General features: G+C 35.7%; 16 protein-coding genes. 4 read left to right on the top strand and 12 right to left on the bottom strand.

Annotation, left to right across the window (positions count from 1 at the left end):
* Window positions 1–2: 2 nt before the first annotated feature.
* The 6 genes from ACRASX_RS06935 to ACRASX_RS06960 form a co-directional block, all read right to left on the bottom strand.
* Window positions 3–800: an energy transducer TonB gene (locus ACRASX_RS06935; protein WP_066313097.1), complete on the bottom strand. Its 798-nt coding sequence runs from the start codon at window positions 798–800 to the stop codon at window positions 3–5.
* 30 nt (window positions 801–830) lie between these two features.
* Entirely contained in the window at window positions 831–1,223 is a 393-nt protein-coding gene (locus ACRASX_RS06940; protein ID WP_066313098.1) for an ExbD/TolR family protein, read from the bottom strand.
* A 2-nt stretch (window positions 1,224–1,225) separates the two neighbouring features.
* Window positions 1,226–1,930, bottom strand: coding sequence for a MotA/TolQ/ExbB proton channel family protein (locus tag ACRASX_RS06945; RefSeq protein WP_066313104.1), 705 nt, complete (start codon window positions 1,928–1,930; stop codon window positions 1,226–1,228).
* A gap of 119 nt (window positions 1,931–2,049) precedes the next feature.
* Window positions 2,050–3,276 (bottom strand): Glu/Leu/Phe/Val dehydrogenase dimerization domain-containing protein, encoded by a 1,227-nt coding sequence (locus ACRASX_RS06950; protein WP_432222876.1) that lies wholly within the window; start codon window positions 3,274–3,276, stop codon window positions 2,050–2,052.
* 143 nt (window positions 3,277–3,419) lie between these two features.
* A complete protein-coding gene (locus ACRASX_RS06955) occupies window positions 3,420–4,007 on the bottom strand; it encodes a chalcone isomerase family protein (protein ID WP_066313112.1) in 588 nt (195 codons plus the stop codon).
* A 152-nt stretch (window positions 4,008–4,159) separates the two neighbouring features.
* The gene (locus ACRASX_RS06960) at window positions 4,160–5,233 is read right to left on the bottom strand and encodes an anhydro-N-acetylmuramic acid kinase (protein ID WP_432222877.1); all 1,074 of its coding nucleotides are present in this window, start codon (window positions 5,231–5,233) and stop codon (window positions 4,160–4,162) included.
* A 177-nt stretch (window positions 5,234–5,410) separates the two neighbouring features.
* Here ACRASX_RS06960 and ACRASX_RS06965 point away from each other — a divergent pair, with 177 nt between their 5' ends.
* The 4 genes from ACRASX_RS06965 (at window position 5,411) to ACRASX_RS06980 (ending at window position 9,152) form a co-directional block, all read left to right on the top strand.
* Complete coding sequence (locus tag ACRASX_RS06965; RefSeq protein ID WP_066313114.1) at window positions 5,411–6,553, top strand: acyl-CoA dehydrogenase family protein; 1,143 nt, start codon at window positions 5,411–5,413, stop codon at window positions 6,551–6,553.
* Window positions 6,554–6,745: 192 nt separating this feature from the next.
* Complete coding sequence (locus ACRASX_RS06970) at window positions 6,746–7,744, top strand: M20/M25/M40 family metallo-hydrolase (RefSeq protein ID WP_432222878.1); 999 nt, start codon at window positions 6,746–6,748, stop codon at window positions 7,742–7,744.
* A 33-nt stretch (window positions 7,745–7,777) separates the two neighbouring features.
* Complete coding sequence (locus ACRASX_RS06975; protein WP_432222879.1) at window positions 7,778–8,455, top strand: SDR family NAD(P)-dependent oxidoreductase; 678 nt, start codon at window positions 7,778–7,780, stop codon at window positions 8,453–8,455.
* Between the two features lie 94 nt (window positions 8,456–8,549).
* Window positions 8,550–9,152, top strand: coding sequence for a SprT-like domain-containing protein (locus ACRASX_RS06980; protein WP_432222880.1), 603 nt, complete (start codon window positions 8,550–8,552; stop codon window positions 9,150–9,152).
* A 288-nt stretch (window positions 9,153–9,440) separates the two neighbouring features.
* On the opposite strand, the gene ACRASX_RS06985 is transcribed toward ACRASX_RS06980, so the two are convergent.
* The 6 genes from ACRASX_RS06985 to gcvP form a co-directional block, all read right to left on the bottom strand.
* Entirely contained in the window at window positions 9,441–10,202 is a 762-nt protein-coding gene (locus tag ACRASX_RS06985) for an ABC transporter ATP-binding protein (protein ID WP_066313129.1), read from the bottom strand.
* Window positions 10,199–10,948: an MlaE family ABC transporter permease gene (locus ACRASX_RS06990; RefSeq protein ID WP_432222881.1), complete on the bottom strand. Its 750-nt coding sequence runs from the start codon at window positions 10,946–10,948 to the stop codon at window positions 10,199–10,201. The genes ACRASX_RS06985 and ACRASX_RS06990 overlap by 4 nt, the downstream gene beginning before the upstream one ends.
* Before the next feature lie 80 nt (window positions 10,949–11,028).
* A complete protein-coding gene (locus ACRASX_RS06995; RefSeq protein ID WP_432222882.1) occupies window positions 11,029–11,877 on the bottom strand; it encodes a glycosyltransferase in 849 nt (282 codons plus the stop codon).
* A gap of 74 nt (window positions 11,878–11,951) precedes the next feature.
* A complete protein-coding gene (locus tag ACRASX_RS07000) occupies window positions 11,952–12,473 on the bottom strand; it encodes a methyltransferase (RefSeq protein WP_432222883.1) in 522 nt (173 codons plus the stop codon).
* A gap of 213 nt (window positions 12,474–12,686) precedes the next feature.
* Window positions 12,687–13,745 carry a 3-oxoacyl-ACP synthase III family protein gene (locus ACRASX_RS07005; RefSeq protein ID WP_066313144.1) on the bottom strand — a complete coding sequence of 353 codons (1,059 nt, stop codon included), beginning with the start codon at window positions 13,743–13,745 and terminating at the stop codon, window positions 12,687–12,689.
* Between the two features lie 265 nt (window positions 13,746–14,010).
* A complete protein-coding gene (gene gcvP / locus ACRASX_RS07010) occupies window positions 14,011–16,860 on the bottom strand; it encodes an aminomethyl-transferring glycine dehydrogenase (protein WP_432222884.1) in 2,850 nt (949 codons plus the stop codon).
* Window positions 16,861–16,962 lie beyond the last annotated feature (102 nt).

Raw genomic sequence — 16,962 nt, forward strand, 5'->3', positions numbered from 1 at the left:
GATTATTCTCCCAATTTAAAATTGACAGTTATGAAGCCAACTTGCGTTTCGGGTGCATTAGAATCGGGTTGCCATTTGTATTTTTTAGCTGTGGCTATAGCCGGCTCAACCAAACATGGGTTGGTATTTGTGGTTCCCTTTGTGTATTTTGCTGCAATTACATTTCCGCTTCTATTTACTGTAATTTGAACGACCACAGTCCCGAATTCATTGCATTTTTGAACTTCTTTTCCTGTTGCGCTTAATTTTCTACCGTTTAATCCCCAGCCTCTTCCGCCTCCAGTTCCTCCACCAGAACCATAATAACTGTTAGCATATGGATCACCGTTTGGATTTCCTTTGTCTCCAGCTAAATTGTCGTTGCCTTCGCCACCGCTTGCTTTTCCGTCAGATTTTGGTCCGTTTAGTAAACTCGATAAAGCATCAGAGGTACTTTTGGATGGTTTCGGGCTTTCGACAGCCTTCGGTTTAACTTCTTCTTTTGCAGTGCTTTTAGTTGGTTTTTCTTTTTTGGTCTCTTTCATAACCACTGCCTCTTCAATGTCTTGCGACATAACTTCATCATCGCTTGCTGCTGCAGGTTGCGCGGTGGTAGGCTGTGGAGCAGATTGAATGGCTTCGGTTGGCTGAATGTCTCCCATGCCTACATCGGTGGTCCCAAAATTGATGGCTATTCCATTTTCCGGAGGTGGGTCCAAAGAGGTTAGTCCTAAAAAGAAAAACAGCAAAAACATAATTACAAACAAGACGCTTGTAATAGCAAATGATTTTCTTTCTTCTTCTGTTTCTAAATATTTCATAAGGAATACTTCTTGCGCTTCTGCACAGAATTATTTGGGTCTAACGGCTAAAACTACTTTAATCTGATTGCGGTTGGCGATATCTAAAACACTAACAGCTTTCTCTATCGGCACGCCTTCTTCGGCTCTTAGAATAATTGCTTTGGTTTTATCACTTCCAAAAATAGAAAGCAATTTTGGCTCTAAATCAGTTTCAGAGATTTTTTCTTTGTCAATATAAAATTGCAAATCTTTGTCGATACTTACCGCAATATTTTTATTGCTGTCGGTTTTTCCTTTTGCTTTTGGCAATACTAAATCTAAAGCATTAGTGGTAACCATTGTTGATGTAAGCATAAAAAATATCAATAGTAAGAATACAATATCAGTCATGGATGACATATTGAATTCGGGACTTACTTTATTTCTTCCTCTAAGGTTCATAATTAAGATGGGTCATTTAATAGGTCTAGAAAATCAACAGCATTAGCTTCCATCATGTGAACAACTTTATCTGTTTTTACCACTAAGTGATTGTAACCAACATAAGCAATAATTCCAACAACTAATCCAACTACAGTTGTTGTCATTGCCGTGTAAATTCCTTCAGAAAGTGCACCAACTTCAATTTGTCCGCCAGAACTTGCCATTTTGTGAAACGCAAGAATCATTCCGACAACCGTTCCAAGAAAACCAGTCATCGGTCCAGCTCCAGAAATAGTCGCTAGCATGCTTACGTTTTTTTCTAATTTGTAAATTTCAAGTTTTCCAGCATTTTCGATCGCAGTGTTAATGTCATCTAAAGGCTTACCAATACGAGAAATTCCTTTTTCAATTAAACGAGCAACTGGTGAAGTAGAGTGAGCACAAAGCATTTTAGCGTTATCGATGCGTCCGTTTCTAATATTTTCGCGAATTTGATTCATGAAATTACTGTCTATTTGTGTAGCTTTTTTGATAGCCATTAAGCGTTCAAAATACAAATATAGGGCAGCGAAAAACATTAAAAATAAAGCGAACATTATGATTTGACCTCCTATTCCTCCGCTAGTTAGGAGTTCGATAATAGATAGTGTTTTTTCAACAGGAACGGCGTCCGCCATAGTTTCTTGTGCAACAGATAAACTATCTGTTTGAAGCAGTATACTCATAAAAAATTTTCTTTGTTATTGAAACGCTAATATATTACAAAAATTGTTAGTTTTTCTTCAAATATGGGAAAGTCCAAAGATGTTAAGAAAAAATTAGCGTTTCAATACAAAGGTTCTTTTTATACTAATTGTTTGAGTGCAATCTCGAATGCAGTTGCACTTATATTAGTTTTTGATGGATTCAAAGCATGTGCTTTTTCAATAGCCTTTCTGATGGTTTCAGAGGTGTCTTCAAAAATAGCTTCATCGGTCATCTCGACTTTTTTCTCCATGAAATAAGCAAAAACACGCGCCATACCACAATTTGAAATAAAATCGGGAATTAAGCTCACTTTATGATCAACCTCTTCCATTATTGGACCAAAGAAAATAGCCGTGTCTGCAAAAGGCACATTAGCACCACAAGACACCACTTCTAATCCGTTGGCAATTAAGCGCTCCATTTGGTTTTGCGTAACTAATCTTGAAGCGGCGCAAGGAGTGAAGATTTCTGCACCGATGGTCCAGATTTGTTCGTTAATTTCGTCAAAAGGAATCATGTTTTTGGCAACTAATTTATTGCCATCTTTTGCCAAATAGAATGTTCTGATTTCTTCGAAAGTAAACCCTTCTTTATTAATTATACCACCGTCTCTATCGATGATTCCGATAATTTTAACGCCCATAGCAGCAAGGTAAAATGCGGCAGCAGAACCGACATTTCCAAAACCTTGCACAATGGCTTTCTTGCCCTTAACATTCCCGCCGTAAATAGCGTAATAATGACGAACGGCTTGAACGACACCATAACCAGTAATCATATCTGCAATGGTGAGTTTCTTATTGACGTCTGGAGAAAAAGCGGGGTTTTCGATTACTTTGATAACGCCCTGACGCAACTGGCCGATTCTATTAATTTTGTCTGCTTCGGTCGGTTTAAAGTGACCATTAAAAACACCTTCTTGCGGATGCCAAATTCCACACTCTTCGGTCATTGGTATAACTTCGTGAATTTCATCAACATTCATGTCGCCACCTGTTCCGTAATAACTTTTCAGTAAAGGGTAAACGGCTTTATACCAGCGTTGCAAAACTCCTTTTTTTCGTGGATCAGTAGGGTCAAAGTTAATTCCAGATTTAGCACCTCCAATCGCAGGGCCAGATACCGAAAACTTAACTTCCATGGTTTTGGCCAAAGACAGTACTTCGTTCATGTCTAGGCCTTTTCTCATTCGAGTTCCACCGCCAGCAGCGCCACCTCTAAGCGAGTTTATTACGGTCCAACCTTCAGCTTCTGTTTCTGAGTCTTTCCAATTAAAAACTATCTCGGGTTCTTTATTTTCAAATTTCTTTAATAAATCTTTCATTTAATTGCGATTAGTTTAATTTTTGCAAATATAACGAATGTAATAATGTGAAATATTTATTTTAAAGTTAAAACGAAAAAAACCCGATAGAAAAATTTATTTTAAATTTTTCTATCGGGTTAAGTATAGATAAAACGTTGTTTTTACTTGTATCTGCCTAGTAAATCTTCTTTTAAGATTTTATCAACCGGGTCTTCTGATAGCCAAATTCCGAAGAATGCTTTTTTAAATTCAAAACCATCAATTTTACCTTCGTAACGATCATTTTTATAAATTAATAGAGCACTGTCCATTGGACTGTATATTAAATTAAAAGCATCTCCTTTTTTGGTTTCCTCTTTTCCAATAAGTCTTTCCAATTGCAGCAACTTATCAGTAAGCTTTACGAAGCCTTTAGGTCCAACCGATCTTTCAACTCCTTTTTCTAAGGCTTTAGATAATTTTTTTGAAGAGACTAATCCAGAAGTAACTTGAATTCTAATAGCCATTTCTGTATCACTGTCGATAATAAATGCAGCATCTTGAGACAATTGCGATAGGTACAATGCTTGCACGTACAGCTCAGTAAACATTTTTGAACGCTGACCTACGCCATTTAAAGACAATTCTCTACTTTTAAATTCTAATGTTCTTGGTACAATTACACCATTTACATTAAATTCTTTTTGTGCCATTACATTCGATAATGGTAAAATTAAAAGTAAGCTTAAAAGAGGTAATAATTTTTTCATATTTTTGTGGCTATTTATTTTTTTTGCAAAAGTAGCTGAAAATTATAGCTTTACGCGTTTTTTATACGGTCTTTTTGCTTGAAAATGGCCGCAAATGCATAATTATGAAAATGATAGGGAATTAGTGAAAAAATATATTATCTCTAATATATTTAACCAATTTTATAAAAAATACTTCCAGAACTGTGGTCTTTTTTAGCTCCCGTAACACTTGATAAGCAATTATTCTCATTTAGCAGTCTTAAAATTCCTAATAAAGCAAAGATTAGCGCTTCTTTATATTCTAAAATTTTATTGTCAGGAATGACAATAGTCATCTTTGGTAGTGTTTCCTGTATTGCTTCTATTAAAAAATCGTTGTAAGCTCCACCACCAGTTATCAATATTTTTTGCTCAATTACTGGAAGCGCGTTTTTGGTTTGAATGGCAATGTGCTTCGTAAACGTGTGCATTTTATCTTCTATACTAATTGGATACGATTCTAATAGGGGTAAAACAATTTGATTTACAAACTCGACACCCAAAGATTTGGGGAAAGAAAGTTGGTAGTAATCCAACTGATTGAGGTCTTCTAACAAAGCAGTATTAAGTTGCCCTTTACGTGCAATCGCACCTTTGTCGTCGTAAGGTAAATTTAATTGATTGGCATAGAAATTTAATACTGTGTTAACCGGACTAATATCGAAAGCAATTCGCTTTTGATTCGCTTCGAAGGAAATATTCGAAAATCCACCTAAATTCATACAATAGTAGTACTCACTAAATAAAAGGCGGTCACCAATTGGTACTAGTGGAGCGCCTTGACCGCCCAATGCTACATCTTGTATTCTAAAATCGCAAACGACAGTTTCATTAATGAGTGTAGCAATTTTCGAAAGATTTCCAATTTGTAACGTAATTCCTTTTTCGGGTTGATGTAAAATTGTATGACCGTGTGAGCAAACGGCATCTAGATTTTTAATTTCGTTTTTTTGTATAAAAGTTAAAATACAATTTGCCAGTAAATCTGTGTAGTTTTCGTTCAGTTGCTCTAGTTCATCGTTCGAATAATTGACGGCAGTTTTTAACTGTTTCAGCCAGGCTGCGTTATAAGGAATTGTCTCCGCTTCTAAAATCGAAAATTCCCACTGTTCCTCTTTTTTAGACAAATGAATATGAGCCAAATCAATTCCGTCGAGCGATGTTCCAGACATAACTCCGATAACGTTATAGTAATTTTCTTTCATAGGTCAAAATTACAAATGATTATTGAAAAATTAATAATTAAAAAAGTATATTTGGAGACAAATTTTAGCTAATAGCCAAACAAATTTTAACAACGTATAATTATTTTTCATGTCAGTTGAAGCAGCTCAGTAAGTTGTTTTGGTGATTTTCGGATGAAGAATTTAATTTTTAATAGTATGGATTTTAATCTTACGGAAGAACATTTGATGATTCAAAAAGCAGCAAGAGATTTTGCTCAAAATGAATTGTTGCCAGGTGTTATAGAAAGAGACGATAAACAGATTTTCCCAACAGAACAAATAAAAAAAATGGGAGAATTAGGTTTTATGGGAATGATGGTGGACCCGAAATATGGCGGAAGTGGTTTAGATGCAATTTCGTATGTGATTGCAATGGAAGAAATTTCTAAGGTTGATGCTTCGGCGTCGGTAGTTATGTCTGTTAATAATTCGCTAGTTTGCTGGGGTCTTCAAGAATTTGGAACTGAGGAGCAAAAGGAAAAATATTTACCACAATTAGCATCAGGTCAAATTCACGGTGCTTTTTGTTTGAGTGAGCCAGAAGCCGGTAGTGATGCTACTTCGCAACAAACTTCAGCTATTGATATGGGCGATCATTATTTGGTAAACGGTACGAAAAACTGGATTACTAACGGAAACACGGCTTCGGTTTATTTGGTAATCGCACAAACGCATGCTGAGAAGAAACACAAAGGGATTAATGCTTTGATTATGACCAAAGACATGCCTGGTTTTTCAATTGGTCCAAAAGAACAAAAGATGGGAATTCGCGGTTCGGATACACACTCTTTAATGTTTACCGATGTAAAAGTACCTAAAGAGAATAGAATTGGTGAAGATGGTTTCGGATTTAAATTTGCGATGAAAACTTTGGCAGGTGGACGAATTGGAATCGCATCGCAAGCGTTAGGAATTGCATCTGGTGCTTACGAGTTGGCCTTGCAATATTCTAAAGTTCGTAAAGCTTTTGGAACCGAAATTTGCAACCACCAAGCTATTGCGTTTAAATTGGCAGACATGGCTGTTAACATTGAAGCTGCACGTCATTTATGTATGAAAGCTGCTTGGGACAAAGACCAACATAATAATTATGACGTAAGTGGTGCTATGGCAAAATTATTTGCTTCGCAAGTTGCTATGGATACAACTGTTGAAGCAGTTCAAATTCATGGTGGAAATGGTTACGTTAGAGAATATCATGTAGAACGTATGATGCGAGATGCAAAGATTACTCAAATTTATGAAGGAACTTCAGAGATTCAAAAAATCGTAATCTCGAGAGCTGTTATCGCAGGATAATTTTTTTTAGAACTATATTAATTGCCCTTTCGATTTAATGTTCGGAAGGGTTTTTTATTTGTTTTTTTGTTTTTTCCTTAGCTTGTTCCAATTGTGTGAGATCAAAATCTTGTCGAACTTGGTTTTTATATAAATTTGAAATAGTTGTATATTGCAGCTATTTACTTTCGATATAACTTTACAAATAATAGTATGAGATATCTTTACCTATTAATTCCGTTTTTATTTATTAGCTGTAAAACAACTTCTCCGCAACAAAAGGCAGAGACAGAGATGGCGAGCAAGCCTTCAAAATCATTAAAGCCAATTGAAGTTACCTATAAAGTAAATCCAGACGAAGTAAGTTTTTTTCTTAAAAAATTGGCATCGGATGAAATGGAAGGACGCGAAACTGGAGAAATCGGAATGGTAAAAGCAGCCGACTTTTTAATTGATTTTTTAAAGAAAAATAATGTAAAGCCTTATTTTAAGTATTACCAAGATACGCTAGTGCGATTTAAAGGACCTGCTTATAATGTGGTTGGATTTATAGAAGGCTCCGATCCAGAATTGAAAAATGAATTTATTCTTTTAAGCGCACACTATGATCATATTGGTGTAGAAAAAAATACGCCGAACGCCGATAAAATTAACAATGGTGCAAATGATGACGCTTCGGGAGTAACTGCTGTTGCTGAAATGGCAAAGTATTTTAGCGAAACTAAATCGAATAAACGCAGTGTTTTAATTGTGTTTTTTACTGGAGAAGAAAAAGGATTACTAGGCTCTAAGCATTTGGCTAAGAAATTATTTAATCAAAAATTTAATCTATACGCACAACTAAATGTTGAAATGATTGGAGTACCAATGAAAAGAGATTATTTAGCCTATATAACGGGTTTTGAATTATCGACTATGGCTAAAAAAATAAATGAATATACGGGAAAAAGCACGGTTGGTTTTTTACCAAAAGCAAATGAATATCAATTGTTTAAGCGATCGGATAATTATTCGTTTTACCAGCAATTTAAAGTGCCTTGCCAGTCGGTGAGTACTTTTGATTTTGAAAATTTTAAATATTACCATCATGTAAAAGATGAGTTTGAATTAATGGATACCGCACACTTGACTACTTTTATTCAAGACTTTTTACCAGCAGTCACTGCAATGACAACATCAGCGAAGAGAGAAATTAAAATGAATACAAAATAAATTGCTTTATAGCGATTTGCTTATTTTTACGAAATGAAAAATATTATTGTTACAGGAACAAGTAGAGGAATTGGTTACGAATTGGCTTTGCAATTTGCAAATGCAAACCATCAGGTTTTGGCTATTTCGCGTAAAGTTCCGAAACAGCTATTAGAACATCCTAATATTACTTGTTTGTCTGTTGATTTGGCTAATGAATCTGATTTAAATAAAGTAACAGATTTTTTGAAATCAACATGGAAAACGGTAGATGGATTAGTACACAATGCGGGCAGTATTGTTTGCAAACCATTTGAAGAATTGACACAGCTTGACTTTGAAAATGTTTTTAAAGTAAATGTTTTTGGTGTAGCCAATTTAACGCGTCTTGCTTTGCCCTTTATGCACAAAGGGAGTCATGTTGTTACCATCAGTTCTATTGGTGGTGTCCGCGGCAGTCTTAAATTTCCGGGTTTAGCAGCGTACAGTGCGAGCAAAGGCGCTGTGATTACGTTGTCTGAATTATTGGCAGAAGAATACAAAGAGCAGGGTATTTCGTTTAATGTCTTGGCATTAGGAGCCGTTCAGACCGAAATGTTAGAGGAAGCTTTTCCAGGTTATCAGGCGCCTATTTCAGCAAAGGGGATAGCTGATTATATTTATGATTTTACCTTGAATGGGAATAAATATTACAATGGTAAAGTGCTGGAAGTATCAACTACAAATCCTTAATGTGAATTGCTTTTGGACAATCATTGCACCTTTAATTATTTTCTCAGCGAAAGACATTTAACTCATACTTTATAATTCACAATTAACTCAAATTTTGAACGATACTTTATCCAAATATTTACCTGAACATGCTGTGAAGCCTGTGTTCGATTTAATTGTAACGCATCGTGTTCATCTTAAAATTGTTAACGAAAGGCAAACGCGTCACGGTGATTATAGAAAAGGATTGAGTGGTAAACATGAAATTACAGTCAATTCGAGTTTAAATAAGTATAAATTTCTTATTACGCTGGTGCACGAAATTGGTCATTTAGTTGCTTTTGAAAAGTACGGGAGAAATATAAAACCGCACGGAAAGGAGTGGAAGCATACTTTTCAGCAATTGATGATTCCATATATTCGACCAGAGATTTTTCCAGGGCATTTGTTACCATTACTAGCGCGTCATTTTAAGAATCCAAGTGCAAGTAGTGACACGGACACCACTTTGTCGTTAGCCTTAAAACAATTTGATGCAGCAAATGATAAAAATTATATTTTTGAAATTCCTTATGGAACCGTATTCCGGATTCAAAACGGGAAAATTTTTAAAAAAATAGCGGTACGTACGAAACGATTTGAGTGTTTAGAAATTAGTTCAGGCAAGACGTATCTTTTCAATCCGAATGCCGAGGTCGAGGTTTTGTCAAGTTACTAGATTCTAGTTGTTGAAAAATTTTTATTTGAACATTCGTCTGGTGTCGCAAGGATAATACTAGCATGAAGTGACCGGCAATTCAAATCGAGAATGTTTAGTAAATTTATAGCTGACAGTACTCTTGTTTTTTGACGAAGAAAGTATTGGCTAATTTTTACTCTTTGTACTTTGTGGCTTAAATAGTCATTTTTTATGTGAATATAAATGTATAGCAAAAGTAAAACCCCAATTTCCAGTGTAGTAAACAATTGGAATTTGGGGTTTTTTCTAGTAGAACTTCTATGAATTTTATCCTTTTAAATATGCTTCTCTAACTTTTCTAAATAAGTTAGAAGAATAAACGAAGTCAACTACGGCTTCATTATCGGTAATAAAAATTTCTTCTTTGGTCCCTTGCCAAGCTTTCAAGCCATTTTTTAGGAATACAATATTATCACCAATCTCCATAACCGAGTTCATATCGTGGGTATTAATAACCGTCGTGATATCGTATTCTTCGGTAATTTCCTTAATTAAATTATCGATCAAGGTAGACGTATTTGGATCTAAACCAGAATTTGGCTCGTCGCAAAATAAATATTTAGGACGGTTCACAATTGCGCGCGCAATGGCAACTCTTTTTTGCATTCCACCCGAAATTTCGGAGGGTAGTTTTTTATGTGCATCTACAAGATTTACTCTTTTAAGAACAAACTCTACTCGTTCTGCAATATCAGCACGATTCAGTTTTGTAAACATGCGTAACGGGAAAGCCACATTTTCTGCAACAGTCATCGAGTCGAATAATGCACTTCCTTGAAAAACCATTCCAATTTCAGTTCTCAAGTCTCGTTTTTCAGAGGCGTCTAAATTCGAGTAAATTCTGCCATCAAACTCTATCGTTCCAACTTCGGGATGATGAATTCCGAGTAGACTTTTTAATAAAACAGTTTTTCCAGAACCACTTTGTCCAATGATTAAGTTGGTTTTTCCTGTTTCAAAAACAGTCGAAATTCCTTTAAGAACCTTATTGTCTCCAAACGATTTTTCTATGTTTTTTACTTCTATCATGATCCTAGTAACAATTGAGTTAATATGTAATTGAAAAGAATAATCGAAACTGCTGTCCATACAAAGGCAACTGTACTTGCTTTACCAACTTCTAGCGCACCACCTTTCATATAATACCCGTGAAACGAAGGAATAGTTGCTAATAACATGGCAAATATCATGGTTTTAATAAATGCGTAGGCAATGTGAAACGGAATAAAATCCATTTGTGCTCCTTGAATAAAAGCTTCGCTGGTTGTAAATCCACCGTAGGCACTAGCTAACCATCCACCAAAAATTCCTAAAAACATTGCGATACCAATAACAAATGGATACAATAGCAATGCAATAATTTTTGGAAAAACTAAATAATTTACAGAATTTACTCCCATTACTTCCAACGCATCAATCTGCTCAGTAACTCTCATGGTCCCAATACTTGATGTAATATAAGATCCCATTTTACCGGCCATAATTACCGAAATAAATGTAGGTGCAAATTCTAATATAACCGATTGTCTCGTGGCAAAACCAATTAAATATTGAGGAATAAGTGGGTTAGTCAAGTTTAAAGCAGTTTGAATGGCAACAACTCCACCAATAAAGAAAGAGATGAAACATACAATTCCTAATGAATCAATAATTAAATCATCGATTTCCTTAAATATCAAACGGCGCATTACCGGCCATTTGGTTTGCTTGGTAAAGATTTCTTTGAGCATCAAAAAGTATCTTCCGACTTGTGATAAATAGCGAACGAGCATCATAATTTTACAAATATGGGCTAAGTTAAAAAGAACTTATGAGTTATGGCGTATGCGTACAGTTTTTTAGACTATTTTATGAATCAAATTAACTTTTGTTTCATTTTTTGTAATCTGTATTTTCGAACAAATTTCGCTTGCTCCTCGGTTACTAGCATCGTCTTGTTTTCGCGTTTTGCTTTCCAAAAACCTTTAATGTAATCGATAAATAACAAAGGTTTCCCTTTTCTTAGTGCTAATTTTAAAGAAGCAATAGAGGTAATTACAAAACCGTAACCTAAAGTGTAAAACGCTTCGCCTTGTTTGTACCGCGCTGCTTTATTGTAGCTCGCACCAGTCGGTTTGAGGTGTTTTACGTGCAAACTTTCATCGGTAACCACTTTCCAATGGTAGAATTTGCACAGCAATTCGTCTGCAGTGTCCCAACCCATTTGTGGTTTGAGACCGCCAATTTGCTTGAATGCTTCTTTTCGGTATGCTTTTAAGGCACCGCGTATGTGATCTTTATCGGTAAGGTTTTCTAGAACCCAATCGTTGTTCTTCTTGATGTAACAAAATCCGCCAACCATACCAATAGTAGTATCTGATTTAAAATGCTTGATAATGGTTTCAAAATAATTAGAAGGGAAAATTAGGTCAGCATCTACTTTGACAATAATATCGTAGTGGTTGTCAATGTTTTTTTCACCTTCTTGAAAAGCTTGAATGACTTTGCTTCCTGGTAAATGTATAGCAGCTGAAACCTTGTTCACTAAAGAAATAAATGGATATTTTTGACTGAATTGAGTTATAATTTGTGGGGTACTGTCGGTAGAACTGTCGTTGACGACAATTATTTTTGAAGGTAAAACGGTTTGCTCGACCAAGGATTGCAGTGTTTCAGCCATAAAGGCTTCTTCGTTGTATGCTGGAATTATTATATAATATTTCATTGGCAGAATTGTAAATTATAAATTATTAGTTATTAATGGAAATCAGTATATATAATTTTCAATTTTTTAATAATTTAAATCCGCTCGGCATACACTATATAATACCTGTTGGTGAAATAGCGCAATAAAGGTCTGATTCCGAATTTTTTTACTGGATTGGTCCATTGTTGGCGGTCGACAATTTTCCAGCCTGTTTTTTCTAAAAGCCAGTCGAGTTGCCAGTCTTCAAATTCGTGGTAATGTCTGTCCCACATATCGGTTTTGCTTCGGTATGCCGGAGAAAACCACAAACGAAGTGGAATAGATATAATTAATTTGTTTGCTTTAATCTGGTTTAGAACGACAAACGGGTTGAGTAAATGTTCGAAAATTTCTAAAGCAGTGACTACTGTTTCTTGAGATTGTTGTAATGAATTTTGATTGAAATCTAGATCTTCTCCCGTTGTGTTGGTAACAGCATATCCTGCTTCTTTCATGATTTTAGAAAAAGGATTTTCTACGCCAAGGTCTAAAATTGTTTCGGAAGGTTTGATGTGCTTTTGTAGAAATTCTAAGGTAAGTTTGAATCTTTTATTGGGAAATGTTTTTTCGTACATTGATTTTTTTGTTTGAAACAAGAGTGCAAATGTACAAAGATATCTGTTTATTTTTTTGATTTTTAGCCCAGATGGAAATGAAAAGCCCACGACAACAAAAAGATAGTTTTTTTTGGACTAAAAAAGCGACCAGCGGAAGCTCTTTTTGGGCTTTAAAAAAACATTTTTTTGTAACGTGGGCTTGCAATGAACAGCTGGATTAGCTGCAAATAGTTAATATCTGTACACAAATGCATTGATGTTCATGCCTGCACCAACAGATGCAAAAATTAGGACATCACCTTTGTTTATTTCGTGGTTTTCAATTTTTCCTTGAATTAATAAATCAAATAAGGTTGGAACGGTAGCTACACTACTATTTCCTAAATCATGAATGCTCATTGGCATTACGTCTTCGGGCACGGCTCTGTCGTATAGTTTGTAAAAACGATTGATGATCGCTTCGTCCATTTTTTCGTTGGCTTGGTGTATCAATATTTTTTTGACATCATCGATGCCTAAACCACTTTGATCCAGACAGCTCTTCATAGCCGTTGGAACGTTGTTTAATGCAAATTCGTAAATTTTACGACCGTGCATTTTGATGTATTTGGTGTCTGAAACTATTTCGGGATTGTATGATTTTCCGTAAAACAAATAATTAGCTTCATCCATGGCGTAGGTCGCATTTTCATAAGATAACATTCCGCTTTCGTCATCAGAAGCTTCGATAATTGAGGCACCAGCACCATCGGAATAGATCATAGAATCGCGATCGTGATCATCGACTACTCTAGATAACGTTTCGGCACCAATAACCAAACAGCGTTTTGCCATGCCTGATTTAATGAAAGCGTTGGCTTGTAATACACCTTCGATCCAGCCTGGACAGCCAAAAAGAATGTCAAAAGCGACACATTTTGGATTGTGTATTTGTAATTTGTTTTTAACACGCGTTGCTAAACTTGGTAAAATATCGGTTTGTGAAGTGCCGAATTTTACGTCGCCAAAATTGTGTGCAAATATAATGTAATCTATAGTTTCAGGATCGATTTGTGCATTCTCTATGGCTCTTTGAGAAGCAAAAAAAGCTAAGTCTGATGAAGTGAGATGATCTTCGGCATAGCGACGATTTTCAATTCCGGTTATGCTTTTAAATTTCTTAATAACAACTTCATTATTGTAACCAAAAGGAGAGCCGTCTTCGTTTAAAAATGTATGATTATTAAAATCGGTATTGCTTACGCTTTTCTCTGGAATATAGCTACCTATTCCTGTTATTTTTATGTTCATTGGTGTATATCTTTCTCAAAATTTAAGCTAAAGTAAATATTATAAATTAAATCACATCATAATTTTTAGTATGCATGCATATAATTATGGTAAAATTATATTTTAGATAAAATTCTGAATTATTGCTATAAATTTAGCTAATTTACTGAATCTAATTATATGATTTTTATCATATTCCGATTTACTTCTGTTGAAATTCGGTAAAATTGTTATAAAAAAATGCCTCGCAAAAACGAGGCATTTAAAGTATAGGATTTTGTTAATTTTAGCTTTCCATATAGGCCTCGATTGGAGCACAGCTGCAAATTAAATTACGATCTCCGTAAGCATCATCGGCTCTTCGAACAGAAGGCCAGAATTTGTTTTCGGCAATGTATTCTAAAGGAAAAGCGGCTTGTTCTCTCGTGTACGGAAATTCCCAATTCTCAACCGTTAGCATCGCTAAAGTATGTGGAGAATTTTTCAAAACATTATTTTTGTCATCGATGTTTGCGGCTTCGATTTCTTTTCTGATAGCAATCATAGCGTCACAAAAACGATCTAATTCTTCTAAATTTTCACTTTCTGTTGGTTCGATCATTAAAGTTCCAGCAACTGGAAATGAAACTGTTGGCGCATGAAAACCATAATCCATTAAACGTTTTGCAATATCGGTAACTTCGATTCCTTTTTGTTTAAAAGGACGGCATTCTAGAATCATTTCATGAGCAGCACGACCCATTTCTCCACTGTATAACGTTTCGTAATGTCCGCTCAATTTTTCTTTGATGTAATTCGCGTTCAAAATAGCATGTTCTGTAGAACTTTTTAATCCTTCTGCACCTAACATGCAGATGTATCCGTAAGAAATTAAACAAACCAATGCAGAACCCCAAGGCGCGGCCGAAATAGCGGTTATTGCTTTTTCGCCTCCTGTTGGAATCACCGGATTAGTTGGTAAAAAAGGAACTAGTTGTGGAGCTACACAAATTGGCCCTACTCCAGGACCTCCGCCACCGTGAGGAATAGCGAAAGTTTTGTGTAAATTTAAGTGACAAACGTCTGCGCCAATTGTAGCAGGATTGGTCAATCCAACTTGCGCATTCATATTGGCACCATCCATGTACACTTGACCACCGTTATCGTGAATCAATTGGGTGATTTCTTTAATAGCGCTTTCGTAAACACCGTGAGTTGAAGGATAGGTAACCATGATACAAGACAAATTGTCTTTGTGTAAAATAGCTTTTTCACGTAAATCATCTACATCAATATTTCCGTTTTCTAATGTTTTAGTAACGACTACTTTCATTCCAGCCATGGCGGCAGAAGCAGGATTCGTTCCGTGTGCTGATGATGGAATTAAAGCAATATTTCTGTGGTGATCGCCACGAGATTGGTGGTAGGCACGAATAACCATTAATCCAGCATATTCTCCTTGCGCTCCTGAATTAGGTTGTAATGTAGTACCTGCGAAACCAGTAATTACATTTAATTGCTGCTCTAGTTTACGCAACATTTCTTGGTATCCTTGTGCTTGTTCTAGTGGAGCAAATGGATGAATATTATTCCAATTGGCGTTACTTAAAGGTAACATCTCTGAAGCAGCATTCAATTTCATCGTACAAGAACCCAATGAAATCATCGAATGGTTCAATGCTAAATCTTTGCGCTCTAGCATTTTGATGTAACGCATTAAAGCCGTTTCCGAATGGTATTTATTGAAAACTTCGTGTGTCAAAAACGTTGAAGTTCTACTTAAATTTTCAGGATAATGAGTAGCAGTTGTAAAAGAGTCAATTTTTGCAGCGTCTTTTCCGAGAGCTGTAGCAAAAATAGAAATGATTTTATTTATTTCATTAATTCCAACAGTTTCATTTAAAGAGATCGCGATGTTTTTTGCATCGACATAGTAAAAGTTTACTTCGCGTTCTTCCGCAACTGCTTTTACTTTATCACTATCCGCTTGTACCACGATTGTATCAAAAAAGGCTGTATTGGTTTGTTGAACGCCCAATTTCGCCAACTCATTTGTTAGTGTTGCTGCTGCCGCGTGCACTTTGTCTGCAATGTATCCTAAACCTTTTGGTCCATGATAGACAGCGTACATTCCTGCCATAACAGAGAGTAAAACTTGAGCCGTACAGATATTTGAAGTTGCTTTATCGCGTTTAATATGTTGCTCGCGCGTTTGCAATGCCATACGCAAAGCACGGTTGCCATTGGTGTCAATTGATACACCAATAATACGACCTGGCATACTTCTTTTATATTCGTCTTTTGTCGCAAAATAAGCAGCGTGCGGACCACCATAACCTAACGGAATTCCAAAACGTTGCGTCGTACCAACAACAACAGCAGCTCCCATTTCTCCTGGAGGCGTTAATTTTGCTAAACTCAAAATGTCAGCAGCAACAGCTACTTTTATTTCTTGTGCGTTTGCTTTTGAAATAAAAGCACTATAATCGTTCACTTGACCGTATTTTCCTGGATACTGTAAAATAGCTCCAAAAAATTCAGTCGAGAAATCAAAGGTCTCATGGTTTCCAATTACTAATTCCACACCAATTGGAGTGGCACGAGTTTGTAAAACAGATAGAGTTTGAGGTAAAATTTCTTCTGAAACGAAGAATTTATTAGTGTTCTTCTTCTTTTGGTCTCTCGTTCTAACATCAAACAACAATGCCATAGCTTCAGCAGCAGCAGTTGCTTCATCTAATAAAGAAGCATTTGCAATTTCCATTCCTGTCAACTCAATAACAGTAGTTTGAAAGTTTAAAATTGCTTCTAAACGACCTTGAGCTATTTCTGCTTGATACGGTGTATAAGCAGTGTACCATCCTGGATTTTCGAAAATATTGCGTTGAATTACAGCCGGAACAATAGCTTGATTGTAACCCAAACCAATATATGACTGAAAAACCTTATTTTTGTTTCCTAACTGCTGAATATGATTTGCAAATTCGTATTCGGTCATTGCAGGTTCAAGATCCAGTGGAGCTTTTAGACGAATATCGTCTGGGAGAGTTTCATATACGAGTTGATCAATTGATTCTACTCCAATGGTTTTCAACATGTGTTGAAGGTCGGTGTCTCTTGGACCGATGTGTCTTAAAGCAAATGCATCTGTTTTCATATGGAACTAAAAGTGTTGTTTTTTTGTCGCGCAAAATTAAGTATTATTAATAATTTAATACCAAATAAGACTCTTAAATTTTGTGAATTTTACAATTAAAGG

It is taken from the genome of Flavobacterium sp. TMP13, from assembly GCF_050847115.1.
Lineage (GTDB): Bacteria > Bacteroidota > Bacteroidia > Flavobacteriales > Flavobacteriaceae > Flavobacterium.